This window comes from Pseudoduganella sp. S-14 (genome assembly GCF_049913285.1).
Classification (GTDB): Bacteria; Pseudomonadota; Gammaproteobacteria; order Burkholderiales; family Burkholderiaceae_D; genus Rugamonas.
Window position 1 is genome coordinate 5,134,784 of sequence record NZ_CP183991.1, and the last position, 24,947, is coordinate 5,159,730.

23 protein-coding genes and 1 tRNA gene are annotated in these 24,947 nt (G+C 63.3%); 17 read left to right on the top strand and 7 right to left on the bottom strand.

What is annotated here, in order from left to right:
* The first annotated feature begins 11 nt into the window (after positions 1-11).
* From ileS to ACN9MZ_RS23680, 9 genes are all read left to right on the top strand, one after another.
* Positions 12-2,876 (top strand): isoleucine--tRNA ligase, encoded by a 2,865-nt coding sequence (gene ileS, locus ACN9MZ_RS23640; protein WP_426339297.1) that lies wholly within the window; start codon positions 12-14, stop codon positions 2,874-2,876.
* A gap of 91 nt (positions 2,877-2,967) precedes the next feature.
* Positions 2,968-3,477: a signal peptidase II gene (lspA, locus tag ACN9MZ_RS23645; RefSeq protein ID WP_426339298.1), complete on the top strand. Its 510-nt coding sequence runs from the start codon at positions 2,968-2,970 to the stop codon at positions 3,475-3,477.
* A gap of 10 nt (positions 3,478-3,487) precedes the next feature.
* Positions 3,488-4,708, top strand: coding sequence for a bifunctional phosphopantothenoylcysteine decarboxylase/phosphopantothenate--cysteine ligase CoaBC (gene coaBC / locus ACN9MZ_RS23650; protein WP_426339299.1), 1,221 nt, complete (start codon positions 3,488-3,490; stop codon positions 4,706-4,708).
* Complete coding sequence (gene dut / locus ACN9MZ_RS23655; protein ID WP_426339300.1) at positions 4,705-5,154, top strand: dUTP diphosphatase; 450 nt, start codon at positions 4,705-4,707, stop codon at positions 5,152-5,154. Before coaBC ends, dut begins: the two co-directional genes overlap by 4 nt.
* 10 nt (positions 5,155-5,164) lie before the next feature.
* The gene (locus ACN9MZ_RS23660) at positions 5,165-6,274 is read left to right on the top strand and encodes a M48 family metalloprotease (protein ID WP_426339301.1); all 1,110 of its coding nucleotides are present in this window, start codon (positions 5,165-5,167) and stop codon (positions 6,272-6,274) included.
* On the top strand, positions 6,271-6,660 hold the full coding sequence (locus ACN9MZ_RS23665; protein WP_426339302.1) for a surface-adhesin E family protein: 390 nt from the start codon (positions 6,271-6,273) through the stop codon (positions 6,658-6,660). The genes ACN9MZ_RS23660 and ACN9MZ_RS23665 overlap by 4 nt, the downstream gene beginning before the upstream one ends.
* Positions 6,661-6,680: 20 nt before the next feature.
* The gene (locus tag ACN9MZ_RS23670) at positions 6,681-7,688 is read left to right on the top strand and encodes an XdhC family protein (RefSeq protein WP_426339303.1); all 1,008 of its coding nucleotides are present in this window, start codon (positions 6,681-6,683) and stop codon (positions 7,686-7,688) included.
* Positions 7,689-7,801: 113 nt separating this feature from the next.
* Complete coding sequence (locus tag ACN9MZ_RS23675) at positions 7,802-8,701, top strand: DMT family transporter (RefSeq protein ID WP_426339304.1); 900 nt, start codon at positions 7,802-7,804, stop codon at positions 8,699-8,701.
* Entirely contained in the window at positions 8,698-9,609 is a 912-nt protein-coding gene (locus ACN9MZ_RS23680) for a DNA-3-methyladenine glycosylase 2 (RefSeq protein WP_426339305.1), read from the top strand. Before ACN9MZ_RS23675 ends, ACN9MZ_RS23680 begins: the two co-directional genes overlap by 4 nt.
* 2 nt (positions 9,610-9,611) lie before the next feature.
* On the opposite strand, the gene ACN9MZ_RS23685 is transcribed toward ACN9MZ_RS23680, so the two are convergent.
* Together ACN9MZ_RS23685 and ACN9MZ_RS23690 are read right to left on the bottom strand one after the other, a co-directional pair.
* A complete protein-coding gene (locus ACN9MZ_RS23685; RefSeq protein ID WP_426339306.1) occupies positions 9,612-11,852 on the bottom strand; it encodes a hypothetical protein in 2,241 nt (746 codons plus the stop codon).
* Complete coding sequence (locus ACN9MZ_RS23690; protein WP_426339307.1) at positions 11,849-12,616, bottom strand: hypothetical protein; 768 nt, start codon at positions 12,614-12,616, stop codon at positions 11,849-11,851. Before ACN9MZ_RS23690 ends, ACN9MZ_RS23685 begins: the two co-directional genes overlap by 4 nt.
* Positions 12,617-12,732: 116 nt before the next feature.
* Between ACN9MZ_RS23690 and ACN9MZ_RS23695 the strand changes: the two genes are divergently transcribed.
* Complete coding sequence (locus ACN9MZ_RS23695; RefSeq protein WP_426339308.1) at positions 12,733-13,746, top strand: MerR family transcriptional regulator; 1,014 nt, start codon at positions 12,733-12,735, stop codon at positions 13,744-13,746.
* Positions 13,747-13,800: 54 nt separating this feature from the next.
* On the opposite strand, the gene ACN9MZ_RS23700 is transcribed toward ACN9MZ_RS23695, so the two are convergent.
* Positions 13,801-13,877: transfer RNA gene (locus ACN9MZ_RS23700), tRNA-Met, on the bottom strand.
* Between the two features lie 124 nt (positions 13,878-14,001).
* Between ACN9MZ_RS23700 and ACN9MZ_RS23705 the strand changes: the two genes are divergently transcribed.
* From ACN9MZ_RS23705 to ACN9MZ_RS23715, 3 genes are read left to right on the top strand one after another with little or no spacing between them, the layout of a single operon-like run.
* Positions 14,002-14,580, top strand: coding sequence for an NUDIX hydrolase (locus ACN9MZ_RS23705; RefSeq protein ID WP_426339309.1), 579 nt, complete (start codon positions 14,002-14,004; stop codon positions 14,578-14,580).
* Positions 14,577-15,284, top strand: coding sequence for a leucyl/phenylalanyl-tRNA--protein transferase (aat, locus tag ACN9MZ_RS23710; protein ID WP_426339310.1), 708 nt, complete (start codon positions 14,577-14,579; stop codon positions 15,282-15,284). The genes ACN9MZ_RS23705 and aat overlap by 4 nt, the downstream gene beginning before the upstream one ends.
* 26 nt (positions 15,285-15,310) lie before the next feature.
* Positions 15,311-16,063 carry an arginyltransferase gene (locus ACN9MZ_RS23715; protein WP_426163915.1) on the top strand — a complete coding sequence of 251 codons (753 nt, stop codon included), beginning with the start codon at positions 15,311-15,313 and terminating at the stop codon, positions 16,061-16,063.
* Here ACN9MZ_RS23715 and ACN9MZ_RS23720 read toward each other — a convergent pair.
* A complete protein-coding gene (locus ACN9MZ_RS23720; RefSeq protein WP_426339311.1) occupies positions 16,029-16,430 on the bottom strand; it encodes a hypothetical protein in 402 nt (133 codons plus the stop codon). The two genes, ACN9MZ_RS23715 and ACN9MZ_RS23720, sit on opposite strands and share 35 nt — an antisense overlap.
* A 45-nt stretch (positions 16,431-16,475) precedes the next feature.
* Complete coding sequence (locus tag ACN9MZ_RS23725; RefSeq protein ID WP_426339312.1) at positions 16,476-17,342, bottom strand: M20 metallopeptidase family protein; 867 nt, start codon at positions 17,340-17,342, stop codon at positions 16,476-16,478.
* 60 nt (positions 17,343-17,402) lie between these two features.
* Between ACN9MZ_RS23725 and ACN9MZ_RS23730 the strand changes: the two genes are divergently transcribed.
* The 4 genes from ACN9MZ_RS23730 to ACN9MZ_RS23745 all read left to right on the top strand — a co-directional run bounded on the left by ACN9MZ_RS23730 (position 17,403) and on the right by ACN9MZ_RS23745 (position 22,959).
* The gene (locus ACN9MZ_RS23730; protein WP_426339313.1) at positions 17,403-18,443 is read left to right on the top strand and encodes a quinone-dependent dihydroorotate dehydrogenase; all 1,041 of its coding nucleotides are present in this window, start codon (positions 17,403-17,405) and stop codon (positions 18,441-18,443) included.
* Between the two features lie 2 nt (positions 18,444-18,445).
* Positions 18,446-19,492: an aldo/keto reductase gene (locus tag ACN9MZ_RS23735; protein WP_426339314.1), complete on the top strand. Its 1,047-nt coding sequence runs from the start codon at positions 18,446-18,448 to the stop codon at positions 19,490-19,492.
* A gap of 164 nt (positions 19,493-19,656) precedes the next feature.
* Complete coding sequence (locus ACN9MZ_RS23740) at positions 19,657-21,138, top strand: Tar ligand binding domain-containing protein (RefSeq protein ID WP_426339315.1); 1,482 nt, start codon at positions 19,657-19,659, stop codon at positions 21,136-21,138.
* Positions 21,139-21,270: 132 nt separating this feature from the next.
* Positions 21,271-22,959: a methyl-accepting chemotaxis protein gene (locus ACN9MZ_RS23745; RefSeq protein WP_426339316.1), complete on the top strand. Its 1,689-nt coding sequence runs from the start codon at positions 21,271-21,273 to the stop codon at positions 22,957-22,959.
* Here ACN9MZ_RS23745 and ACN9MZ_RS23750 read toward each other — a convergent pair.
* Positions 22,956-23,885: a CysB family HTH-type transcriptional regulator gene (locus ACN9MZ_RS23750; RefSeq protein ID WP_426319002.1), complete on the bottom strand. Its 930-nt coding sequence runs from the start codon at positions 23,883-23,885 to the stop codon at positions 22,956-22,958. The two genes, ACN9MZ_RS23745 and ACN9MZ_RS23750, sit on opposite strands and share 4 nt — an antisense overlap.
* Positions 23,882-24,946, bottom strand: coding sequence for a sulfate/molybdate ABC transporter ATP-binding protein (locus tag ACN9MZ_RS23755; protein ID WP_426339317.1), 1,065 nt, complete (start codon positions 24,944-24,946; stop codon positions 23,882-23,884). Before ACN9MZ_RS23755 ends, ACN9MZ_RS23750 begins: the two co-directional genes overlap by 4 nt.
* Between the last annotated feature and the right edge of the window lies 1 nt (position 24,947).

The window sequence follows — 24,947 nt, forward strand, 5'->3', positions numbered from 1 at the left end:
AAGCATTCATCATGTCTGACAACAAACCAAAGAAGCAAGAGAGCAAATACCCGGTCAATATGATCGAAACCCCGTTCCCGATGCGCGGCGACCTGGCCAAGCGCGAACCGGGCTGGGTCAAGCAATGGCAGGATAAGAAGATCTACGAACGCGTGCGCAAGGCCGCCAAGGGCCGCCCGAAGTTCGTGCTGCATGACGGTCCGCCGTACGCCAATGGCGACATCCACATCGGCCACGCCGTCAACAAGATCCTGAAGGACATCGTAGTGAAGTCGCGCACCCTGGCCGGCTTCGACGCGCCTTACGTTCCGGGCTGGGATTGCCACGGCATGCCGATCGAGATCCAGATCGAAAAACTGTTCGGCAAGAACCTGCCGACCGCCGACGTGCTGACCAAGGCGCGCGCCTACGCGCACGAGCAGGTCGAGCGCCAGAAGAAGGACTTCATCCGCTTGGGCGTTCTGGGCGAGTGGGACAATCCTTACCTGACCATGAACTATGGTAACGAAGCCGACGAACTGCGCGCCCTGGGCAAGCTGCTGGAGAAAGGCTACGTCTACCGCGGCCTGAAACCGGTGAACTGGTGCTTCGATTGCGGCTCCGCCCTGGCGGAAGCGGAGGTGGAATACCAGAACAAGCGCGACCCGGCGATCGACGTCGGCTTCGCCTTCCATGAACACGACAAGCTGGCAGCCGCCTTCGGCCTGCCTGCCCTGCCGGCCGGCGACGGCTTCGTCGTGATCTGGACCACCACCCCCTGGACCATCCCGTCCAACCAGGCCCTGAACATGCACCACGAGGTGACCTATGCGCTGGTGCAGACCGAGCGCGAAGGCAAGCCGCTGCTGTTGATCCTGGCCAAGGACCTGGTGGCTTCCTGCCTCGAACGCTACAAGCTGGAAGGCAGCGTCATCGCCACCGCCACCGGCGACAAGCTGGCTGGCATCGCCTTCAGGCACCCGCTGCATGCCCGCGACGCGTTCTACGACCGCCTGTCGCCGGTGTACATCGCCGACTACGTGACCACCGAAAGCGGTACCGGCGTGGTGCACTCGGCCCCAGCTTACGGCCAGGACGACTTTATCTCCTGCAAATCGCACGGCATGAAGGACGATGAAATCCTGAAGCCAGTGATGGGCGACGGCAAATACGTCCCTTCCCTGCCGCTGTTCGGCGGCATGAGTATCTGGGAAGCCTCGAAGCCGATCTGCGAAGCGCTGCGCGAAGCTGGCGCCCTGTTCGAACTGAAGATGTTCGACCACAGCTACATGCACTGCTGGCGCCACAAGACCCCGATCGTCTACCGCGCCACCTCGCAGTGGTTCGCCGGCATGGACATCCAGCCGCTGGACGGCGGTTCCACCCTGCGCGAAACCGCGCTGGAAGGCATCGAAGCCACTGAATTCTTCCCTGACTGGGGCAAGGCGCGCCTGCACGGCATGATCGCCAACCGTCCGGACTGGACCCTGTCGCGCCAGCGCCAGTGGGGCGTGCCGATGGCCGTCTTCGTCCACAAGGAAAGCGGCGAACTGCATCCGCGCACCGCGGAACTGCTGGAAGAAGCGGCCAAGCTGATCGAGCAAGGCGGCATCGACGCCTGGCAGGCGCTGGACCCGGCCACCCTGCTGGGCGCGGAGGCCGAGCACTATGTGAAGAACAAGGACACGCTGGACGTGTGGTTCGACTCCGGCTGCACCCACCAGACCGTGCTGCGCGGCTCGCATCCTGATCAATCGCATTTCCCGGCCGACCTGTACCTGGAAGGCTCGGACCAGCACCGCGGCTGGTTCCACTCCTCGCTGCTGACCTCTTCGATGCTGAACGGCCGTCCGCCTTACAAGGCGCTGCTGACCCACGGCTTCGTGGTCGACGGCGAAGGCAAGAAGATGTCGAAGTCGATCGGCAACACCGTCGCGCCACAGAAGGTTTCCGACACCCTGGGCGCCGACATCCTGCGCCTGTGGGTTGCCGCCACCGACTACACTTCCGAGCTGTCGATCTCCGACGAGATCCTGAAGCGCGTGACCGAGTCGTACCGCCGCATCCGCAACACCCTGCGCTTCCTGCTGGCCAATACCTCGGACTTCGACCCGAAGGCGAACGCCGTGCCGGTGGCCGAGCTGCTGGAAATCGACCGCTACGCGCTGGCCAACATGGCTGCGCTGCAGGCCGAGCTGTCCCGCCATTACGAGCGTTACGAATTCCACCCGGTAGTGTCCAAGCTGCAGAACTTCTGCTCCGAGGACCTGGGCGGCTTCTACCTGGACATCCTGAAGGACCGCCTGTACACCAGCGCGGTGGATTCCAAGGCCCGCCGTTCCGCACAGACCGCACTGTGGCACATCACCCAGTCCCTGCTGCGCCTGATGGCACCGGTGCTGTGCTTCACCGCCGAGGAGGCGTGGGCTTCGTTCGCCGGCGAAGAAGCCTTCAAGGCCAGCGACGAGACCATCTACACCCAGACCTGGTGGCAGCTGCCGGAACTGGCGGACGCCGAAGCCCTGATGGCCAAGTACGCGACCATCATCGCCGTGCGTGCCGACGTGACCAAGCAACTGGAAGAACTGCGCGGCTCCGGCGCGATCGGCTCCTCGCTGCAGGCGGAACTGGAGATCAAGGCTGCCGGCGACAAGTTCAAGGCGCTGGCATCGCTGGACGACGACCTGAAGTTCATCTTCATCACTTCGCTGGCCAAGGCTGTCGAAGTGGCGTCGGAAGCGGATGAAGCCGTGAACGTGGCGGCATCGACCGCGCAGAAGTGCGAGCGCTGCTGGCACTATCGCGCAGACGTGGGCTCGCACGCCGACCACCCAGGCCTGTGCGGCCGTTGCCACTCCAACCTGTTTGGCGCCGGCGAATCCCGCAAGTTCGCCTAACCCCAGCCTGCGGCCGCCGCAGATGAGTGTCTGACCCTGAGGGTCAGACACTGGTTCCCCGGTTCTGGCAAGCACAAAGAAAAAGCTATTTATGGCCACCAAAAAGACCACCACCTTCAGCAGCAAACCCTCCGGCAGCATGGCCCCATGGCTGGGCATCGCCTTCATCGTCATCCTGCTGGACCAGTTAAGCAAGATCACGATCAACAAGCTGTTCGTGTACGGCGAAGAGAAAGTCATCACCAGCTTCTTCAACCTGGTCCTGGCCTACAACAAAGGCGCCGCGTTCAGCTTCCTCGCCAACGAAGGCGGCTGGCAGCGCCACATGTTCACCGCCATCGGCGTGATCGCCGCGCTGTATATCGTCTACCTGCTGATGCGCCACAGCGGCCAGCGCATGTTTTGCTGGGCCCTGTCCCTGATCCTGGGCGGCGCAGTGGGCAACGTGATCGACCGCATCTGGCACGGCCACGTGATCGACTTCCTCGATTTCCACTGGAGCGGCTTCGGCCACTTCCCGGCCTTTAACATCGCCGACACCGCCATTTGCATTGGCGCCGCACTGTTCGTACTGGACGAACTGCGCCGCGTGAACAAGTAGGAGCAGCAAAATGGAACTGACTGGCAAGAAAATCGTCCTCGGCCTGTCCGGCGGCGTAGCGTGCTACAAGGCCGCTGAACTGTGCCGCACGCTGACCAAGGAAGGCGCCTCGGTGCAGGTCGTGATGACCGACGCCGCGACCCACTTCATCACCCCGGTGACGATGCAGGCGCTGTCCGGCAAGCCGGTCTTCAGCAGCCAGTGGGATCCGCGCGTGAACAACAATATGGCCCACATCGACGTCACGCGCGACGCCGACGCCATCCTGATCGCGCCCTGCTCCGCCGACTTCATCTACAAGCTGGCGCACGGCGTGTGCGACGACCTGTTGTCGACCATGTGCCTGGCCCGCCCAAGCCGTGTGCCGCTGCTGATCGCGCCCGCCATGAACGTGGAAATGTGGTCCAACCCGGCCACCCAGCGCAATGTCGACCAGGTGCGCGAAGACGGCATCACTGTGTTCGGCCCGGCCGCCGGCGACCAGGCCTGCGGCGAAACAGGCCTGGGCCGCATGCTGGAACCCGAGCAACTGCTGGCCGAAATGATCGCCGCCTTCCAGCCGAAAGTCCTGGCCGGCAAGCGCATCCTCGTCACCGCTGGCCCGACTTTCGAAGCCATCGACCCGGTACGCGGTATCACCAACCTTTCCTCCGGCAAGATGGGTTACGCCGTGGCGCGCGCCGCGCGTGAAGCGGGTGCCGAAGTGACCCTGGTATCCGGCCCTGTCGCGCTGGAGACGCCGTACGGCGTGGACCGCCACAACGTCAAGAGCGCACAGCAGATGTTCGACGCCGTAATGGATCACATCGGCGGCCAGCACGTGTTCGTTTCCGTGGCCGCAGTGGCGGACTGGAAGGTCGTGAACCCGAGCGCGCAGAAGGTCAAGAAAACCGGCGACAACAGCGTGCCGGAACTGAAGTTCGAGCAGAATCCTGACATCCTGGCCAGCGTTGCCACCCGTACCAGCCTGGCCGGCTGGCCTTATTGCGTGGGCTTCGCCGCCGAATCGGAAAACCTGATCGAATACGGCGCCAGCAAACGCGAACGCAAAGGCATTCCCCTCCTGGTCGGCAATATCGGCCACAACACCTTCGGCCAGGACGACAACACCATCATCCTGTTTGACGAACACGGGCACACCATCCTGCCGCGCGCCGACAAGCTCACGCTGGCGCGCCAGCTGATTTCCGAAATCGCCAAACGCATCGACAAGAACTCGCTATTCCAATGAAAACTGTAGACGTCAAAATCCTCGACCCGCGCATGAAAGACCAGATGCCGGCTTATGCAACGCCCGGCAGCGCTGGCCTCGACCTGCGCGCCTGCATCGAAGCGCCGCTGGTGATCGAACCAGGCCAGACTGTGCTGGTACCAACCGGCCTTGCCATCCACATCGCCGATCCGGGCTATGCCGCCATGATCCTGCCCCGCTCCGGCATGGGCCACAAGAACGGCATTGTTTTGGGGAATCTGGTAGGCTTGATTGACTCCGATTACCAGGGGCAGTTGATGGTGTCTACCTGGAACCGGGGCTTCAACACGTTTACGCTGAATCCAATGGAGCGCCTGGCGCAACTGATCATCGTGCCCGTGCTGCAGGTTGGCTTCAATGTTGTCGATGACTTCGAGGCCAGCGACCGCGGCGCCGGAGGTTTCGGCAGCACAGGCAAGCACTGAGGAAATATTTATGGCAGTAGAGCAATGCAATCACCTCCCTTCGCCGGCACGCCGGCTCACCTGGCCCGCGATTGCGGCCTCGCTCCTGCTCTCTGCCTGTTCAACTTTTCAATCCGGCAGCGAGCCGGCCGCACCGGCGCAGCCAATGCCGCCGTCGGCGCCCGCTGCCCCGGTCGTGACGCCGCAGATGCAGGCCGCACGCGACAACCTGAAAGTGATCGCAAGCCTGCAGGAGCGCCTGTACCGCATCGCCGCCCCGCTGCTGATCAATAACGCTGACCTGTGCAAGGCGCAGGCGCGCAACCTGCTTGGTTTCACCGCCAAAAACAAATACTCCTATCCCGGCGAATACGGCGACGCATCGGCCGCCGTACTGGGCTACGACGATGTGCTGCAAGTGTCCGGCGTACTGGCTGGCAGTGGCGCCGCCAAGGCCGGCTTGCGCAAGGGCGACGACCTGATCGCCGCTGGCGGCAAGCCGCTGCCGAAAGGCCACGATGCCGAAAGCAAGGCTGCAGCCGTCTTCGGTCCTTTGACCGCCAACAGCGCCACCTTGAGCATGACCATTGCCCGCAATGGCAACAGCCAGACGCTGAACGTACCCGTGACCCGCGCCTGCGCCTTCCGCGTCGACCTGGGCAACTCGGACAATGTGAACGCCTACAACGACGGCAGCCGCGTAATGCTGACGCGCGGCATGATCAACTTCGCGCAGAACGATGAAGCCGTGGCCTACGTCATGGCGAAAGAACTGGCGCACAACATTCTCGGCCACGCCGGCACCATGCGCAGCACCGCCACCATGGCCAGCATCATCGACAACCTGGCATCGGTGCGGCCTGACCTGACCATGCTGGTCGGGACAGCCGGCGTACGGCCAATGCCTGCCGATTACGACGTGGCAGCCGATAACCTGGCGCTGTACATGCTGGCGCGCGCCGGCTACAACATCGGCAATGCGCGCAACTTCTGGCAACGCCTGTCCGGCCAGTATCCAGCGACGGCGCTGAATGGCTACACCGCGATCCACCCGAACGTCACCGTCCGCCTGGCCGCGATAGACCGCAGCGTTTCCGAAATCAAGGCCAAGCAGGCCGCCAAGCGCCCGCTGCTGCCATGAAAACAGCGGTCCTGATGCTCGCCCTGGCGCCCGGCGTGGCGCTGGCGGGGCCCTGGACTACCGTCTCCAGGGACAAGGACAGCACCCTCCTGCTCGACAGCAAATCCGTGCGCAGCGCTGCCGAAGGCCGCAAGGCCTGGACCATGGAAACCTTCCGCAAGGCGCAAACCGCGCCCGACGGCAAGATGTATCTCTCGGTGCGCTCGCTGCACCTATATGCCTGCGAGGCCGGCACCCGCACCCTGCTCAGCCAGACCTTCCACGCCGATGTCCTGGGCAAAGGCGAGCCGGTAGGCACCTTCAAATACGAAGCCTACGATCCCGAAACGATCGCCCCCGACAGCCTGCCTGAAAAGGCCTTCAGGGCCGTCTGCAAAAAGCGCTGACCCTTGCTATAGTTCGATGCATGGACAGCATCGACCTCGAAGTACTCAAGACTTGCTCCGCCTGGCTGGCCGCGGGACACCGCTGCGAACTGGTCACGGTCATCCGAACCTGGGGCTCCAGCCCGCGCCCGATCGGCGCCACCCTGGCCATCTGCGACGATGGGCGCGTGGTCGGCTCGGTCTCCGGCGGCTGCATCGAAGACGACCTGATCGAGCGCGTGCGCAAGGAAGGCATCGTGCGCCAGCTGCCCGAGGTGGTCAGCTACGGCATCACGGCCGACGAAGCGCACCGTTTCGGCCTGCCCTGCGGCGGCACCATCGAACTGGCGCTGGAACCACTCGGCCCTCACAGCCGCATTGACGAGTTGCTGGAACGGCTGGCGGAGCACCAGCTGGTGGCGCGCACGCTAAACCTGGGCAACGGCGCCGTCACCCTCGAACGCGCCCATCCCGGCGCAGTGCTGGAACGCAGCGGCGATTGGCTGGTCACCCAGCATGGCCCGCGCTGGCGGCTGCTGATCATCGGGGCCGGCCAGTTATCGCGCATGCTGGCGCAGATCGCCACGGCCATGGACTACCACGTCACCGTCTGCGACCCGCGCGAAGAATACCGTGCCGGCTGGGTCCTTCCCGAAGTGCCGCTGGTGCACGCCATGCCCGACGACCTGGTACTGGAAATGCAGCTCGACTCGCGCAGTGCCGTGGTGGCGCTGACGCACGACCCCAAGCTGGACGACATGGCATTGATGGAAGCGCTCAAGTCCGACGCCTTCTACATCGGCGCCATAGGCTCGCGCGCCAACAACAACAAGCGGCGCGCACGGCTGTTGCAGTTCGACCTGACCGAGAAACAGATCGCCCGCCTGCACGGCCCGATCGGCCTGTACATCGGCAGCAAGACACCGCCCGAAATCGCGATCTCCATCCTGGCCGAAATGACGGCGGTTAAAAACGGCGTTCCCGAAGTCCTGCAAATCAACCACGCCGCCGCCCTGGCCACAGCCCCCGGCCCCGCCTGCCCGACATGAACTCAATAGCAAGAACCGGCTTGCCACAGCCCTGCCCGTGTCACACCATGGGGGCGTCACGGGGACGCCAAGTCCCTAAGTGTGACACCAAGGTGTAACACGAACTGAACAATATGAATACTGCGAACCTTCTTAAACTGATTTTGCTGGCTGCCATCTGGGGCGGCTCCTTTCTGTTCATGCGCATTGCGGCGCCGGTGCTGGGGCCGGGTGTGCTCATCGAGTATCGGGTGACGTTTGCGGCGGTCTTCCTGGCCGTGGTGGCGCTGGTGCTGCGCAAGCGGCTTGACCTTGGCAAGCATTGGAAGCATTTCCTGGTGCTGGGCTTCTTCAACTCTGCCCTGCCCTTCCTGCTGTTCGCCTTTGCGGCGAAGACGCTGACCGCTTCCGTGCTGTCGGTCTTGAATGCGACCGCGCCGATCTGGGGTGCGATCGTCGGCGCCGTGTGGCATCGCCACATGGTTTCGGGGCGCGTAATGCTTGGGCTGGCTTTGGGCACGGCAGGCGTGGCAATGCTGGTCGGCTTCGACCATGTGAGCAGCAAGGATGGCGCCGGACTGGCTATCGCCGCAGCGACCCTGGCTGCCTTCAGTTATAGCATCGCCACTACCTATACCAAGGTGGCCAGCTCGGCGCAGGGCGTTGAGCCTTTCGCCAACGCTCACGGCAGCATGTGGGCTGCGGCCTTGCTGACCATCCCGTCCCTGGCGATCTTCCCGCAACCTGGCGAGCCGACCATCGGCATCATGGGCGCTGCCCTGGCGCTGGGTGTGCTGTGCAGTGGCATCGCTTACCTGCTCTACTTTGGACTGGTGCGCGACGTGGGGCCGACCTCGGCGCTGACCGTTACCTTCCTGAATCCCTTGTTCGGCATCCTGTGGGGCGCGTTGTTCCTGCATGAAGTGGTGGGCTGGTACACGGTTGCCGGCGCGGCCATCGTCATTGCCGGCACCATGCTGGTCACCGGGTACAAGGTCAAGCTGCCCTGGATGCAGAATACCGAGGCCGCATGAAGCATACATTTTCACTGGCCCTGCCCGCCGCGTACCGAGTGCAGGACGTACTGGCCTTCCATAGCCGCGATGCCGAAAGCATCGCGGAACAAGTGAGCCCGGATGCGATCCGCAAAGGCATGCTGCTGGATGGCGTGCCGGTGCTGCTAGCCATCGCGTTGCCCAAGGGCCGCGCGCGTTCCGCCGTGTGCGATGCCGACATTGACTTGCCGCGTGCCCGTAAGGTTCCTCCTGCGCTGGCGGCGCGCATCGAAGCCGCTGCCCGCAACATCCTCGGCCTTCACATTGATCCCGCACCGTTCGTTGCGTTTGCTCGCGGGGACGAGCTGCTTGGCCCGCTGGTCGCCCGCCAGCCTGGCCTGCGGATCGTGCAGTCGGCAACCGTGTTCGAGGCGCTGACCTGGGCCATCATCGGCCAGCAGATCAACCTGTCCTTCGCCATCGCCTTGCGCCGCACCTTCATCCTGCAGGCGGGGCGCCAGCACAAGGCCGGGATGTGGTGCTATCCCGAGGCGGCGGACGTGGCCAGGCTCGCCGTGGAAGACCTGACCACCCGCAAATTCTCGCGCGCCAAGGCTGAAACCCTGCTCCGCTTCGCCCAGCTGATCGCGGCCGGGGAGCTCGATATCGAGGAGCGCGAGGACAATCCGATCCCCGCGATCTGTCAAAACTTGCTGGCGGTGAAAGGCATCGGGCCGTGGACGGTCAACTACGCCCTGCTGCGCGGCTACGGCTTCGCCGACTGCTCGCTGCATGGCGACGTGGCCATCCGCGCGGCGCTTCAACGGTTGCTGGGCGAAGAGAGCAAGCCTGACATGGCACGTACTGAAGCCCTGCTGCAGCGCTACTCCCCGCACCGCACGATGGCGGCGGCCCACCTGTGGGCCAGCCTGGCCTTCGAGGGCTAACCTCAGTAGTAGTATTTGGTTTTCCTGGCCCAGTCGCTGTTCGGGTAGAGCTTGTGCAACATGGCAAAGGCTTGCCTGGAGTACTTGTTGCGCAACTCCGATTGAGCCGGCAAGCGCTCCTCGGCAGCATAGACCCAGGGGCTTTCGTTGCGCATCGATGCCACCAGCAGATGCAAGGCCTTCGGCGCCTCCGCGTCATTCGGCTTGGCCGCAGCCCATGCCATCAGGGTCGGGGCCAGGAATATCGAACGCAATGAGAGTTGGCGCAAGCTTTGCTGCTCGCGTTCTCCTTCTGCGCGCTGCTCCTCGCTCAGGAAGCGCGGCGCCGGCGCCGGCCGCTCGCCGATACTGACCGGTTTGCCGTAGCCATCGTTGCCGACACCTGCATTGCTGATTACATGCGGCCGCAGTTCCGGCGTGTTCACCAGGATCAGCGCCGCCGCCAGCTTGCGTTCCGCTCCGCTGGCGGCCTTGCGATAACGCGCGTACAAATGTGCGGTAGTGTTGCGCCCTTCGGCGACGCTATCCAGCAGGGAGAGCGCGGTCGCTTCGTCATTGGCAATCAGGGCCCGCGTGAAGATGGCCTCGCGCAGCTCCACTTTCGATGCCGGCAGCAGGCCGGGGTGGGCGTACAGCGCTTTCAGGCTGGCCATCGGCAGGTAGCGGTAGACCGCCACGTAAAAATCGCCGTCGGTTCCTTCCGGATCTTTTGCCGCATCATCGATCGGTGCACCGCGTTCCACGGGGTCCTGGACTCGCCGTCCGGCCCTGACAAATCCGTCCAGCGTACCTGCCGTCAGCATCTTCAGCGCCAGGAAGCGGTTGGTGGTTGCCACCGACATGGCCTTGCCCTGGCTTGCCAGCAGTCGGTCGATGTCCTTGTCCGCTTGCGCCAGGCGGTTTTCAGAAACAGCCAGCCGCACAAGGTTGTATTGCATTGTCTGGTAGAGCGGATGGCCTGCTGGCACTGCCGCGGCGGCCTTCTTTTCTGCTTCGCCAAGCTCCCCGGGCCTGGCGAATGTCAGCAGGGGTGCCAGCCACAGGGCGTCGCCGTGCTTCTGCCATTGCTGGCGCGTCACCTCCAGCGCCAGCTTGCGTCGCTCCTTCACTTCCGGATTGTCGCTGCTGTCATACCAATCGAACGAATCGCCTTGCATGGTGCCGATCCATGCCGTCAGCGGCTCCCTGGCTTCGATCATTTCATTGCGCGGCAGCTTGTCGAGCAGCACCAGGTAATCGCTCAGCATGCGCGGCGTATCGGCGCCGAATGGTTCCTGCTCCAGGCGGCGCGCCAGCACTTTCACCTGCGCTGCGGGATCGAGGCGCGCGTCGATCAGGAGCATCATTTGCCTCGCTGGCGCATAGGAAGGCGCCAGCGCTTCAAGCTCTTCGCGTGCCTGCCTGAACCTGGCGATACGATTGTCGCCCGCCTCCTCCCTTTGCAGCGTGGCCATACGGATCAGGCATCGTGCCGCCAGGTAGGCGCCCAGCGGCTGCCACGGCGATTTCGCATCCTGCGCCACAGCCTGGAACTGGCGGCGCGCAGCTTCCAGATTTCCCGAATAGAAATTGGCTGCCGCTTCCTGATATGCGCGGTCTGCCTTCAGCCATGCGGGCGCGTTCTCCGGTATCGCGGGCGGCAGCACCGGGCTCGATGGTCCGCCTGTAAAGCCGCAATTGGCAAATACCGCGTCCTGCCCTTCCAGCCAGGCCTTGAACCATTGGTCAGGCTTGCCGCCCGGGCCCAGTTGCGCTCGCGCCTTTGCGGTCGCTGCGGCGCGGCGGAAGGCATCGGAGTGGCAATTCACGTAACTGCCCCAGTCTTCGCTGCCAGTGATCTTGACTTCGGCCTCGGCCGGCAAGCCTGCCTGCACCGCGAGCGGCGTACGCGCCTTGAACCACTCTCCGCTGCCATTCTTCTCCGCGTTGCCGACGTAGTCCCAGGCACTGTGGCCTTCCCCTACATGCCAATCCCACACATGGAGCGAAGCCACTTGCGCCGGAGTGAGGCCGCGCCCTTTGGCGGCCTGGTAAGCAAGGTAGAGATATACGCGCCAGTAGCTGCTCGACAGCACGCCAAGGTTGCCGGCCGCGTATTGCGGCAGCGCGCGCGGTGCGACCATGAGTTCATTGGCGTAGGGGTTGTAGCTGAAACCATCGAAGCCGCTGGAGAAAGCATATTGCGGCAGGACGATAAGCGCGGTCATGGCCGCGAACTTGCGCAAGCTGGGGAAACGTTTCATGGAGAGCGGACCTTGGTTGGTGCATGGAGGGCTTGCCATTGCGCAGCCGTCCAGGAACGAGGGGAAAAATAATAGCTGCGCGGCGCCAGGCGGCGCAGCCGCGGTTCATCGGTCGCGTAGCCGGCGGCATGGCGGCAATAGGGCTGGGTGAATCCTTGCCAGCGCAGGCGCTGGCGAAGCTCATGCTGCTGTTGCCCCATGCGGAAGGCCATCGGCACAACCTCGTCGGCCATGCCTTCGGCCAGCCAGGCATCGTCGAGGCACCAGGACGCCAGCGCGGTCACCGATAGCGCCATTTCGGGCGCCAAGCTACGGCGGATGGCGGCGACAGTGCGGGCCAGGAAGGGACGCTGCGAGCGCCGCACTTCAAAATCGAGCTGCACCACGTGGCGGTTGGCTCCCGGCGCAATGCGCAGCAGTTCCTTGACGATGGCCTGTAGCTGCACGTCGTTCAATGCCGGCGGCTCGCGTCCCGACATGTCGACGTGCAGCACCGGCACGCGCGCCGTGGCAGGCGCCATCAGCAGGCGCGCGGTGCGTGGACGTACCAGCGCTTCATCGCCTTGCAGCATGATGCTGGAGGCAACGAACGCCACCCCGGCATCGCCCGGCAGCCAGCGCAGGTCTTCCGGCCGCTCCCAGGCCCAGGCCATCTGCAGGGGCAGCATGGCCAGCGCCGGATGGGCATTCGGCACGTGGCCGCTGTCGGCGCGCCACAGGACGGCAAGCAGCAGGGTCGCGATGAGTAAAAACAAACGTTGCATGTCCAACATCATAAGGGATGGATCGCTTACCATCATCTTTTTGCACGCAGCGCTTGACCCTCACCTGGCGTGAGGCTCCAGCATGGCAGTAACGTAACGAAGAAAGGAGCTGGAAGATGATGCTGAAAGTAGGTGAACTGGCGCGCCGTTGCGGCCTGACCGTGCGCACCCTGCACCATTACGACAGTATCGGCCTGCTCAAGCCTTCGGGACGTTCCGACGCCGGCTACCGCCTGTACAACCGCGACGACGTGGCGCGCCTGCACCAGGTGCAGGCGCTGCGCCGTTTCGGCATGGCGCTGGCCGACATCGGTCAATTCCTGGCCAAGCCCGGCTCTTCCCTGCCCGACCTGATTGCCCGCCAGATCGATTCGCTCGACCGGCAAATCGCCGAAGCCGCCAAACTGCGCGAGCAGTTGACGACCCTGCGCGGGCAGTTGCTGGCAGGAGAGGAACCGGAACTGGCCACCTGGCTAACCACACTGGAGCAAATGACCGTGTACGACAAATACTTTACCAAGGAAGAACTGGCACAACTGCCAATCTACAACGACCCAGCCGCACCCGAAGAATGGTCGGAATTGATCAAGGCCGTAGGGCAGAACATGGCGGCAGGCATCCCGCCATCCGACCCAACGGTTCAAGCGTTGGCCGAAAAATGGATGGCGACCTTCAGCCGCCAGGCCGGCCACAGTGTCGACATCATGCATCGGCTCGACAATATGTGGTCGCGCGAAGAGGAATACCGCAAGCAAAGCGGCGTGACACTCGAGATGCGCAACTATATTGCGGCGGCCAGCGGCCAGGGCAAACTGGCGCTGTATGCCAAATATATGCGGCCGGAGGAAATCGAAACCATGCACAAGCATTTCCGCACCCGCGCCCACGAATGGCCGGCACTGATCGCCGACATCGGCGCGCAAATGGCAGCCAATCCCTCGCCATCGGCGCCGCAAGCACGTGCGCTGGCCCAGCGCTGGTTTGACCTGTTCACCGATATGGTCGGCAATGCGCCGGGCGTGCGCGAACGCTTCCGCCAGGCGCTCGACAACGAGCCGGCGCTCCGTGCCGGCCGCATGATGAGCGACGAAGTGCTGGATTTCCTGCGCCAGGCCCACGCAGCGGCGTGAAAAGACGAAAAAAACCGTCATCGCTAGCTGCTGATGACGGTTTTTTCTGAATTCTGGTTGCGGGGACAGGATTTGAACCTGTGACCTTCGGGTTATGAGCCCGACGAGCTGCCAGACTGCTCCACCCCGCGTCTGATGCAAGTATTATAGGGCGTCTCGCCAATTTAGGCAATATTTATCCCACTTCTTCTTACGATAGCTCGAATATATTTCGCTGAATTCCGGCAAACCGCCGTTCAGTGTAAAGTAGATGTTATGAAATTTTGCTCAGAATGCGCCCACCCTGTTGAGTTGATGGTGCCGTCCGGCGACAACCGGCCGCGTTATGTTTGCGTCAACTGTTCGGCAATCCATTATCAAAATCCCAAGATGGTGATCGGGACGGTCCCGGTCTGGGAGCGTGATGGCGAGTTGCAAGTGTTGCTGTGCAAGCGCGCGATCGAGCCGCGTCGCGGCTTCTGGACCCTGCCGGCCGGCTTCATGGAAAACAATGAAACCACCGCCGAGGCAGCGCAGCGCGAAACCGAAGAGGAAGCGGGCGCCCATATCGTCCTCGGCAGCCTGTACACCCTGCTCAACGTGCCGCGCGTGCACCAGGTGCATATGTTCTACCTCGCCACCCTGCGCGACCTCGATTTTGCGCCGGGAGAAGAAAGCCTGGATGTGAAGATGTTCACGGAAGCGGAAATCCCATGGGATGACCTGGCCTTCCCCACCATCCGCACCACGCTGGAATTCTTCTTTGCCGACCGCGCCAAAATGCGCGGAGGCGGCAGCTATGGCTTCCATACCCAGGATATTACCCAGCCGATGCGCCAGCCGTCCGACACATGATTCCCTGGCTCGACGTCAACACGCCCTTTCCCGACGTCTCCGAAGCCTTGACCACGGACGCGCCGGGCCTGCTGGCCGCCGGCGCTGACCTGTCGCCGCAGCGGCTGCTGGCCGCTTACCAGCGCGGCATCTTCCCCTGGTTTTCCGAGGGCCAGCCCATCCTGTGGTGGAGCACCGATCCGCGCATGGTGTTGCGCACCGCCGACTTCAAGATTTCCGACAGCCTGCGCAAGACACTGAAGAAGATTGCGCGCGACGGCCAGCGCTGGGAAGTGCGTTTCGACAGCGCCTTCGAGCAGGTGATGCGCGCCTGTGCCGCGCCACGCCGCGACGGCCCCGGCACCTGGATCTCGGAAGACATCATCGCCGGCTACACCGGCCTGCACCAGCAGGGCTTTGCCCATTCCTCCGAACTATGGCTGGACGGCGAACTGGTGGGCGGCGCCTACGGCGTTTCCATCGGCACCATGTTCTACGGCGAATCGATGTTTGCGCGCGTCACCGACGGTTCCAAGGTCGCCCTGGCCTACCTCGTGCATTTCTTGCGACGGCACGGCGTGGAACTGATCGATTGCCAGCAGGAGACCGGCCACCTGGCATCGCTCGGCGCGCGGTCAATCCCGCGCAAGGACTTCATTGCACACTTGCAGAAAAGTATTGTGATGCCACAGATACGCGATTGGTGCCCCATCGCACCGTTTTAAGCCGCGGACGCGTTATGATATGACTCATGACGCAGCTTAACGACCTCCCCTTCGCAACGTTGCAGTTTTATACAACGGCGCCTTATCCGTGCAGCTACCTTGATGCGCGCCAGGCCCGTTCGCAAGTGGCAACGCCCTCGCACCTGATCAACGCCGACGTGTACTCGGAGCTGGTGAAGAACGGTTTCCGCCGCAGCGGCATCTTTACTTATCGTCCATATTGCGACGGCTGCCAGGCTTGCATTCCGGTGCGCGTCGTGGCCGCCGGCTTCAAGCCGACACGCGGCCAGCGCCGCGCCTGGGCGCGCCACGGCAACCTGGAGGCGGGTGTTGCCAGCCTGTCCTTCTCGGACGAGCACTACGAGCTCTATCTGCGCTACCAGAGCACCCGCCACGCGGGCGGCGGCATGGACCAGGATTCACGCGACCAGTATGCCCAGTTCCTGCTGCAAAGCCGGGTCAACACGCGCCTGGTGGAATTCCGCGAGCCCGATGGCACGCTGCGCATGGTGTCGATCATCGACGTGCTGTCGGATGGCCTGTCGTCGGTCTACACCTTCTTCGACCCTGACGTGCCGGGTGCGTCGTTCGGCACCTACAACGTGATGTGGCAAATCGCGCAGGCGCACGAGCTGGGGCTCGATTTCGTCTACCTGGGCTACTGGATCGAAGACAGCCCGAAGATGAACTACAAGATCAAGTTCCAGCCCTTGGAGGCTCGCATCAAGGGCGTGTGGGGACCGCTCACATCTTCATCAAATCCAGCAGCGCAACCGTAGTTGCCAGCACGCCGGTCTGGATCGATTTTTCCGCATCGGCGCGGAACAGCGGGCTATGGTTGTAGGCAATCGTGCCTCTGCCGGCGCGTGCCGCTGCCACCTGCGCAGCCGGCGTGCCGCCCACCATGAAGTACACGCTCGGAATGCCCTGGCCGTAAATGAAGTGGGCGTAGTCCTCGCCCACCATGCTGCCGCGCTGGTAGCCCTTGTCGAAAATGCCCTCACCCAGCTTGCTTGACCAGACAGTACGCAAGCGCTGCAGCATCGCTTTGTCATTCAGGGTTGGCGGCACGGGCCGGTCGGTGTGGCGGATTTCCGGCAATTTGTCTTCCGGTACGCCGGCAGCCCGCGCGGTGTTCTCGGCCACGCGCTTGATTCCCTCCAGCAGCCTGGCGCGCGTCTCGTCGCTTTCCTAGCGCACGGTCAATTCCAGGCGCGCCGTATCGCTGATCACATTGCCCTTGGTGCCGGCGTGGAAAGAGCCGACGGTGATCAGGGCCGCTTCACGCGGGGCGATGTCGCGTGTGACCACGGTTTGCAGCGCCAGCACGATCTGCGATGCGATCACGACCGGGTCCTTGCCTGTATGCGGGCTGGCGCCGTGCGTGCCAATGCCGTGCACCACAATCTCCATCAGGTCGGCGCCGGAAAACGGCGCCTCGCTGGCCTCGATCTTGCCGGCTTCGATGTCGGCGCCCACGTGCAGCGACAGCGCGTAATCCGGTTTGCCAAAGCGTTTGTAGATGCCGTCGGCCATCATGTCCAGCGCGCCGCCGGTGCGTTCTTCGGCCGGCTGGCCGACCAGCATCAAGGTGCCCTTCCACTCACCCTTGTGCGCCGCCATCTGGTGGGCCGTGCCGACCAGGCTGGTCATGTGCACGTCGTGGCCGCAGGCGTGCATTACCGGCAACAGGTTGCCGCCCGAATCCTTGACCTTGACCTTCGAGGCGTTTGGCACATCCGATTTCTCTTCCACGGGCAGCGCATCCATGTCCGCGCGCACCATCACGGTCGGGCCTTTGCCGTTGCGAAGTATGGCCACCAGGCCGGTCTTGCCCACGCCTTCTGTCACCTCGAAGCCTGCTGCACGCAATTCCCTGGCCATGCGCGCGGCCGTCTGCACCTCCATATAGGACAGCTCCGGATTGGCGTGCAGGTGGTTGAACAGGGGCTCCAGGCTGGCTTTGTAGTCGCGCGCAATGGCGGCGGAGAGCGGGTTTTCGGCGGCAACGACGGGCAGGGAAAGGCAGGCCAGCAAGGCAAGTCCAGGCTTGATCACGGAAGGTCCTCCAGGGAGCGCAGTGTAAAATGCTACAAAAATACACCAAAGCTGCCCACAATGTCCGACAAATTCCTGTACTCCCTCGCCCGTCCCATCCTGTTCTCGATGGACGCGGAATCCGCCCACCATTTCACCCTGCCGGCACTCAAGCGCCTGTCCGCACTGGGCCTGACCCGCGCCATGGTGCGCCGTCCGAAAGACGATCCGCGCACGGTCATGGGCCTGACCTTCCGCAACCCGGTCGGCCTGGCCGCTGGCCTGGACAAGGATGGCGCCTTCATCGACGCGCTGGCCGACCTGGGCTTCGGCTCCATTGAAGTGGGCACCGTGACCCCGCGCGCCCAGCCGGGCAATCCGAAGCCGCGCATGTTCCGCATCCCTGCGGCGCAAGGCATCATCAATCGCATGGGCTTCAATAATGGCGGAGTCGATGCTTTCGTGGCCAATGTGCAGTCGTCGCGCTTCTACCAGAACCGCGAGGGCGTGCTGGGCCTGAACATCGGCAAGAATGCCGATACGCCGATCGAGCGCGCGGTCGACGATTACCTGCACTGTCTGGACAAGGTCTATCCCTACGCCAGCTACGTGACCGTCAACATCTCCTCGCCAAACACCAAGAACCTGCGCCAGCTGCAGGGTGCATCGGAAGTGGACGGCCTGTTGTCTCAGCTCAAGCAAGCGCAACTGCGCCTGGCCGACCAGCACAAGCGCTATGTGCCGATGACCCTGAAGATCGCGCCCGACATGGATGGCGACCAGGTAAAGAATATCGCCGACGCGCTGCTGCGCCACAAGATCGACGGTGTGATTGCCACCAATACCACCCTGAGCCGCACTGCGGTGGAAGGCATGCAGCACGGCGCGGAAGCCGGCGGCCTGTCCGGTGCACCGGTATTCGAACTGTCCAACAACGTGATCCGCCTGCTGAAAGCGGAACTGGGCGATGCGCTGCCGATCATCGGCGTGGGCGGCATCATGCAAGGCAGGGATGCCAAGGCCAAGATCGAAGCCGGTGCGCAACTGGTACAGCTCTACTCCGGCCTGATTTACGCCGGCCCGGCGCTGGTACGCGACTGCGCCGACGCACTGCGGGGCTAAGCATGCAGAAGGTCACCCTGGGCCGCAGCGACCTGAAGGTCAGCAAAATCTGCCTCGGCACGATGACCTTCGGCCAGCAGAATTCCGAAGCCGATGCGCATGCGCAGATTGATTACGCGCTGCAGCGCGGCATCAATTTCATCGACACGGCCGAACTGTATCCGGTGATGCCCTCGGCTGCGACCCAGGGTGATACCGAACGCTTCATCGGCAGCTGGCTGAAGAAGTCCGGCCGCCGTGGCGACGTGGTGCTGGCAACCAAGGTCGCGGGCCCGAATCCGTACATGCACTGGATCCGCAAGGGCAAGAGCAACCACAATGCTGCCAACATCCGCGCTGCGGTGGAGACCAGCCTGCAGCGCTTGCAGACGGACTACATCGACCTGTATCAGTTGCACTGGCCAAGCCGCAATGTGCCGATCTTCGGCGCCAGCCAGTTCGATCCCGAGAAAGAGCGCCACCACATCGCCGTCGAAGAAACGCTGGCCGTGCTGGGCGATTTGATCAGGGAAGGCAAGATCCGCCACATCGGTGTATCGAATGAGAGCAGCTGGGGCGTGTCCGAATTCGTCAAACAGGCCGAGATGAAAGGCCTGCCGCGCATCGCCACCATTCAGAACCTGTACAACCTGACAGCGCGCCATTTCGAAACCAGCTTCCTCAACGAGACCTGCTTCCGCGAACAAGTCAGCCTCATGGCCTATAGCCCGCTGGCATTCGGCCAGCTCACGGCCAAGTATCACGACAATCCAAAAGCGCATGGCCGCCTGACGATCTTCCCGCCGACCTGGAGTCCGCGCTACTTGCGCCCTGGCGTGCTGGAGGCCGTGGCGCAGTACGCGAAGCTGGCGCGCGACAACAGCATGACGCCGGCCCAGCTCGCGCTGGCGTGGTGCTATTCGCGCTGGTTCGTTGCCGCCACCATCATCGGCGCCACCACGCTGGCCCAGCTCAAAGAGAATATCGATGCCTTTGATGTGCGCCTGCCGCCTGAAATCGTGGCAGCGGTCGACGCGATCCACGCCAAGCTGCCTAACCCGGGCCAGTAACCAGCAAGGTCAGGTGTTTTCCTGACCATGAATTCAGTTGCAGCGTGGGAACGTCATTGATACTATTTTCCACACTCAGGTTGCCTGCCCCCCAGGCCAAGCCGCCCCTGATTCTTCGCCGCCCCCTCCCCGCGGCCTTGTCAAACTCCCTAATAAGAACCGACATGCACAAGAACCTGACCATCAGGGCGCGGTTGATTGCCGTCCTTTCCATGTTGTCCATCCTGCTGCTCGCCGTGGGCGGCGCCGGCCTCGCCAGCCTGGGCAACAACCATGACGCCCTGCGCACCGTATATGAAGAACGGCTGATCTCACTCGGACATCTCGACAACATGATGCGCATCGTGCTCCGCAACCACCTCGCGCTTTACCGCGCCGTGAATTCGGCCCCTGCCGCCCTGCCTGCAGCGATCGAGCAAATCGAGCAGGACCGCGATGCCGCCAGCCGCCTGTGGCAGCAATACAGCGAGTCCTTCGCCACCGAAGAAGAAAAGGAAATCGCCGAACGTTTCGACGCCGCGCGCAAGCACTTCATGCTCGATGCCCTGGCGCCTGCCCTGGTGGCAGGAAAGGCCGGCGATATCGAAACGATGCGCGGTTTGGTGAATGGCCCCGTAGAGCAGCTGTTTCCCCGGATTCGGCTGGAAATGGACAAGCTGATCGCCTACCAGCTGGATCGCGGCAGGACCCAATATGCCCTGTCAGAGGCGAATTACGTAAGGCAGCGCTCACTGGTCGTGGCTTTTTTGGCAGCAGGCATCGTGCTGGCGGCCGTCGTGGGCCGCTGGCTGGTACGCAGCATTACCGTTCCCTTGAACCGCGCAGTGTCGATTGCGCAAGCTGTTGCCATGGGCGACTTGACGCAGCAGATAGAGACCTGCGCCCATGACGAAACAGGCAGGCTTCTCGCCGCACTCAAGGAAATGAACGCGAGCCTGGCTGCCATGGCCGGCAACGTACGCCGGGCTGCGCTGGACATCACAACCGCCTCAGGCCAGGTTGCTTGCGGCAGCGTGCACCTCGCACAACGAACCGAGTCGCAAGCGAACTCGCTGGAGGAAACCGCAGCGTCGATAGAAGAACTGGCCAGCACGGTGCGACAAAATGCCGGCAATGCGCGACAGGCAAACCTGCTCGCCCAAAGCGCGTCGCATGCAGCTACGCGCGGCGGGGCGGCTGTATTCCAGGTTCTAGGCAAACTGGAGGCAATCAAGGAATCGGCGCGCGAACTGGCGGAGATAATCGGCGCCGCGCCGTGCGCCGGCCTGCAGGCTGGCCTGCTTGAACTGGATGCCTCAGTGACAACGGCGCACGCGATCATGGGCGAAGTGGTGCATGCAGCGCACCGGGTTGGCGACACCATCAATGAGATCACCGCGGCCAGCCATGAGCAAAGCGTTGGCATTGACCAGGTCAACGCGGCGCTGATCCTGATCGATGCGAACACGCAGCAGAACGCCGCCCTGGCCGAGCAGGCCGCTGCCGTGGCGGCCAGCATGCAGCAGCAATCGGCCGCGCTGTCCGACGCGGTTGGCGTTTTCCGGCTGGTGACGGAGGCGCCATTACCAAGCCGACAAGCAATCAGCGCGGCAAGCGGGCTGGCGGCGGCGAATACGCCACATTCTCACCAAATCTCACTTGCCTAGCGGGAACCTTGTTGTTAGCATCGGGTTCCGGGGTGCCTGACGGCCCAACCAGCCCCGAAGCCCGCCGCCCCGCCCACGCGGCATGTTGAACTCCCCCCTACAATGCCTGCGCCCCGCAGGCCGGAGCCGTACATGCTGAACAACCTCACAATCAAAGTCCGCCTGGTAGCGGTCCTCGCCATCCTGTCCGTCATGATGACGGTGATCGGCATCGCCGGCATTGCCAGCCTCGCGAACACGAATGCATCGCTGCAAACCGTTTATGAGGACCGGCTCGTCGCGCTGGGCCAACTTCAGGATGTGATCCGCACCATCAACCGCAACCAGCTGGCCATGTCCGATGCGCTCACCGTCGGCCCCACCGCGTTGCCCGAAATGGTCAAGACGGTGGAAGAAGGCCTGGCCAAAGCCGACAAGACCTGGAAAGCCTACGCCGCCACCAAGATGACGGATGAAGAAAAAGCGTTGGCAGAACGCTATGCCGCAGCACATGCAGCCTTCGTCCTCGAAGGAATGAATCCCGCATTGGAAGCCGGCCGCGCCGGCGACCTGGAGAAGATGAAGGCACTGATGCACGGCCGGATGAAAGAGAGCTTCCTGCCGGTACGCGATGTGATCAACCGTCTTGTGCAGTTGCAGATGGATGTCGGCAAACAGGTCTACGAATCGTCGCAGTCCAGCTACGCAAGCTTCCGGCTGGTGGTGATCGGCATGCTTGCCGGCGCCCTGGTGCTGGCTGCGGGCATCGGCTGGTGGCTGGTGCGCAGCATCACCGCACCGCTCGGCCGCGCCGTACGCATCGCCGAAAGCGTGGCCGCCGGCGACCTGACGCAGCAAATTGACGTCACTTCGCAGGACGAAACCGGCAAGCTGCTGGCGGCCTTGCGTGAAATGAACAACAGCCTGGTTGGCATCGTCGGCAATGTGCGCCACGCCACCGATTCCATCTCCACTGCCTCGTCGGAAATCGCCAGCGGCAATATGGACCTGTCGACGCGCACCGAGCAGCAAGCCAGCTCGCTGGAGGAAACCGCCTCGTCGATGGAAGAACTGACTTCCACCGTGCGGCAGAACGCCGACAATGCAAGGCAGGCCAACCAGCTTGCGGGGAACGCCTCGGAAGTGGCCCGGCGCGGCGGCGCGGTGGTAGCGCAGGTGGTCGACAAGATGAGCGCCATCAACGAGTCGGCCTACAAGATCGTGGAAATCATTTCGGTCATCGACGGCATCGCTTTCCAGACCAATATCCTGGCGCTGAATGCGGCAGTGGAAGCGGCGCGTGCCGGTGAACAGGGGCGCGGCTTTGCCGTCGTTGCGTCGGAAGTGCGCAACCTGGCGCAGCGCGCCGGCAATGCGGCCAAGGAGATCAAGCAGCTGATCGACAACTCCGTGGCCCAGGTCGAAGAAGGCAGCCGGCTGGTCGACCAGGCCGGCGCCACCATGGGCGACGTGGTCAACAGCGTTCAGCAGGTGACCGACATCATCGGCGAAATCTCGGCTGCCAGCGGCGAACAGAGTTCGGGCCTGCAGCAGATCAATGCGGCCGTGGTGCAAATGGACAGCGCCACCCAGCAAAATGCCGCATTGGTGGAACAAGCTGCCGCAGCAGCAGGCGCCTTGCAGGAGCAGGCTGCGTCATTGTCGCAGGCCGTCAGCGTGTTCCGCGTCGCCGCATCGGTACAGGAAGCAATGCCGGCCCGCCGCAGTGCCGTGGTCACCCAGCTCAAGCCGCGTGCAGCCGCCCGCCCTGCCGCTGCGGCAAAGCCGAAGCGTGGCCTCGTCGCGGCCAATGGGACGGGCGACGGCTGGGAGGAATTCTAGGCCTCGCCGCCCAGCATCGCTTGTTCGATCTCGGCGCGCGTCAAATCAGGGGCAAACTGCGAAATGAATTCGTAAGCGTAGGTACGCAGGTAAGCCCCTTTGCGCACCGCCAGCCGGGTGGTATTCGCTGCGAACAGGTGCGATGCTTCAATGGCGCGCAGACCTTTGTCGCGTCCATGGTCAAACGCCATGGAGGCCACCAGGCCAACGCCCAGGCCAAGCGCCACATATTGCTTGATGACGTCCGAATCCATTGCGGTCAGCACGATGTCGGGACGCACGCCGGCCTTGTCGAAAGCGGCATCGATGTGGCCACGGCCGGTGAAGCCGACGTCGTAGGTGATCAGCGGGTATTCGGCCAGGTCTTCCAGGCGGATCGGGGAGCGCGTCAGCAGCGGGTGGCCATCGGGCACCACTACCAGGTGGCTCCAGCGGTAGCATGGGAAGGACACCAGGTCCGGGAATTGCGACAGGCCTTCGGTGGCGATACCGATATCGGCCTTGCCCGACAGGACCCATTCGGCGATATGGTCAGGCGCACTTTGCTGCAGGGCGATGCGCACGTCCGGGAACGCATTGCGGAAATGCGATACTGCCTTCGGCAGCGCATAGCGCGCCTGGGTGTGCGTTGCCGCAATGGTCAGCGTGCCGCTTTTCTGGCCGGTGAATTCCAGGCTGGCCTGCTGCAGGTTTTCCGCTTCCACCAGCAGGCGGTCGACGATCTTCAGGATGCCTTTGCCAGGCTCGGTCAGGCCGGTCAGGCGCTTGCCGTTGCGTTCGAAGATGATGACGCCCAGTTCATCTTCCAGTTCGCGGATCTGGCGGCTCACACCCGGCTGGGACGTGAACAGCGCATTGGCCACTTCGGTCAGGTTGTAGTTGCGGCGTGCCGCTTCACGCACGGAGCGTAACTGCTGGAAGTTCATGCGTGTGCCCCTTCATCGACAAAGACGCGCAGGCGCTTGGGACGCACCACCAGGGTTTCGCCGTCTTTCAGGTTGAGCTGGATATAGCGTTCACTGGAGATCGTGGCTTCGATGATCTGGGCATTGTCGGTGCGTTCCAGGTCGAGCTGGGCCAATGGGCCGATGGCGTGCGCGCGGCGCAGCTTGACCACGATGCCCTCCGCTCCCTGCACATAGCGTTCGACCTCCAGGTCGTGCGGGCGAATGTAAGCCGTGCCCTTGCCGCTGCCGTGCCCTTCCACGTCGAATTCGACGCCGTCGCTGGCCAGCACGCCTTCATGCACGCGGCCGTGGAATACGTTGACGTTGCCGAGGAAGCCGTACACGAACGGCGACGCGGGGTGGTTGTACACCTCGTCCGGCGAACCCAGTTGCTCGACATGGCCTTTGTTCATCAGCACCACGCGGTCGGCGACTTCCAGCGCTTCTTCCTGGTCGTGGGTCACGAAAATCGACGTCACGTGCAGTTCATCATGCAGGCGGCGCAGCCAGCGGCGCAGTTCCTTGCGCACTTTCGCATCCAGCGCGCCAAACGGTTCATCGAGCAGCAACACGCGCGGTTCAACGGCCAGTGCGCGGGCCAGGGCGATACGCTGGCGTTGGCCGCCGGAGAGCTGCGGCGGGTAACGGTCGGCCAGCCAGTCAAGCTGCACCAGCTCCAGCAGCTCTTTCACCTTGCGGCGGATCTGCTCTTCCGATGGACGTTCCTTGCGCGGCTTGACGCGCAGGCCGAAGGCCACGTTTTCGAAGACTGTCATGTGCTTGAACAGTGCGTAGTGCTGGAACACGAAACCAACCTGGCGCTCGCGCACGTGGCGGTCGGACGCATCCGAGCCGTCAAGCAGCACTTGGCCCGAGTCCGGGTGTTCCAGGCCGGCGATGCAGCGCAGCAGCGTGGTCTTGCCGCAGCCAGATGGGCCAAGCAGCGCGGTCAGCTCGCCTTGCGGGAAGTCGAGCGATACATTGTCCAGTGCGACGAAGTCGCCGAAACGCTTGTTGATGTTCTTGACTGCGATCGTCATA

Excerpts from the sequence above, each read along its gene's own strand:
- ACN9MZ_RS23665 (WP_426339302.1), top strand. The coding sequence starts at position 6,271 with ATGAAAACAGCGGTCCTGATGCTCGCCCTGGCGCCCGGCGTGGCGCTG.
- ACN9MZ_RS23690 (WP_426339307.1), bottom strand. The coding sequence starts at position 12,616 with ATGCAACGTTTGTTTTTACTCATCGCGACCCTGCTGCTTGCCGTCCTG.
- lspA (WP_426339298.1), top strand. The coding sequence starts at position 2,968 with ATGGCCACCAAAAAGACCACCACCTTCAGCAGCAAACCCTCCGGCAGC.
- ACN9MZ_RS23695 (WP_426339308.1), top strand. The coding sequence starts at position 12,733 with ATGATGCTGAAAGTAGGTGAACTGGCGCGCCGTTGCGGCCTGACCGTG.
- coaBC (WP_426339299.1), top strand. The coding sequence starts at position 3,488 with ATGGAACTGACTGGCAAGAAAATCGTCCTCGGCCTGTCCGGCGGCGTA.
- ACN9MZ_RS23675 (WP_426339304.1), top strand. The coding sequence starts at position 7,802 with ATGAATACTGCGAACCTTCTTAAACTGATTTTGCTGGCTGCCATCTGG.
- ACN9MZ_RS23750 (WP_426319002.1), bottom strand. The coding sequence starts at position 23,885 with ATGAACTTCCAGCAGTTACGCTCCGTGCGTGAAGCGGCACGCCGCAAC.
- ACN9MZ_RS23745 (WP_426339316.1), top strand. The coding sequence starts at position 21,271 with ATGCTGAACAACCTCACAATCAAAGTCCGCCTGGTAGCGGTCCTCGCC.
- ACN9MZ_RS23660 (WP_426339301.1), top strand. The coding sequence starts at position 5,165 with ATGGCAGTAGAGCAATGCAATCACCTCCCTTCGCCGGCACGCCGGCTC.
- dut (WP_426339300.1), top strand. The coding sequence starts at position 4,705 with ATGAAAACTGTAGACGTCAAAATCCTCGACCCGCGCATGAAAGACCAG.
- ACN9MZ_RS23685 (WP_426339306.1), bottom strand. The coding sequence starts at position 11,852 with ATGAAACGTTTCCCCAGCTTGCGCAAGTTCGCGGCCATGACCGCGCTT.
- aat (WP_426339310.1), top strand. The coding sequence starts at position 14,577 with ATGATTCCCTGGCTCGACGTCAACACGCCCTTTCCCGACGTCTCCGAA.
- ACN9MZ_RS23680 (WP_426339305.1), top strand. The coding sequence starts at position 8,698 with ATGAAGCATACATTTTCACTGGCCCTGCCCGCCGCGTACCGAGTGCAG.
- ACN9MZ_RS23735 (WP_426339314.1), top strand. The coding sequence starts at position 18,446 with ATGCAGAAGGTCACCCTGGGCCGCAGCGACCTGAAGGTCAGCAAAATC.
- ACN9MZ_RS23670 (WP_426339303.1), top strand. The coding sequence starts at position 6,681 with ATGGACAGCATCGACCTCGAAGTACTCAAGACTTGCTCCGCCTGGCTG.
- ACN9MZ_RS23705 (WP_426339309.1), top strand. The coding sequence starts at position 14,002 with ATGAAATTTTGCTCAGAATGCGCCCACCCTGTTGAGTTGATGGTGCCG.
- ileS (WP_426339297.1), top strand. The coding sequence starts at position 12 with ATGTCTGACAACAAACCAAAGAAGCAAGAGAGCAAATACCCGGTCAAT.
- ACN9MZ_RS23755 (WP_426339317.1), bottom strand. The coding sequence starts at position 24,946 with ATGACGATCGCAGTCAAGAACATCAACAAGCGTTTCGGCGACTTCGTC.
- ACN9MZ_RS23715 (WP_426163915.1), top strand. The coding sequence starts at position 15,311 with ATGACGCAGCTTAACGACCTCCCCTTCGCAACGTTGCAGTTTTATACA.
- ACN9MZ_RS23730 (WP_426339313.1), top strand. The coding sequence starts at position 17,403 with ATGTCCGACAAATTCCTGTACTCCCTCGCCCGTCCCATCCTGTTCTCG.
- ACN9MZ_RS23740 (WP_426339315.1), top strand. The coding sequence starts at position 19,657 with ATGCACAAGAACCTGACCATCAGGGCGCGGTTGATTGCCGTCCTTTCC.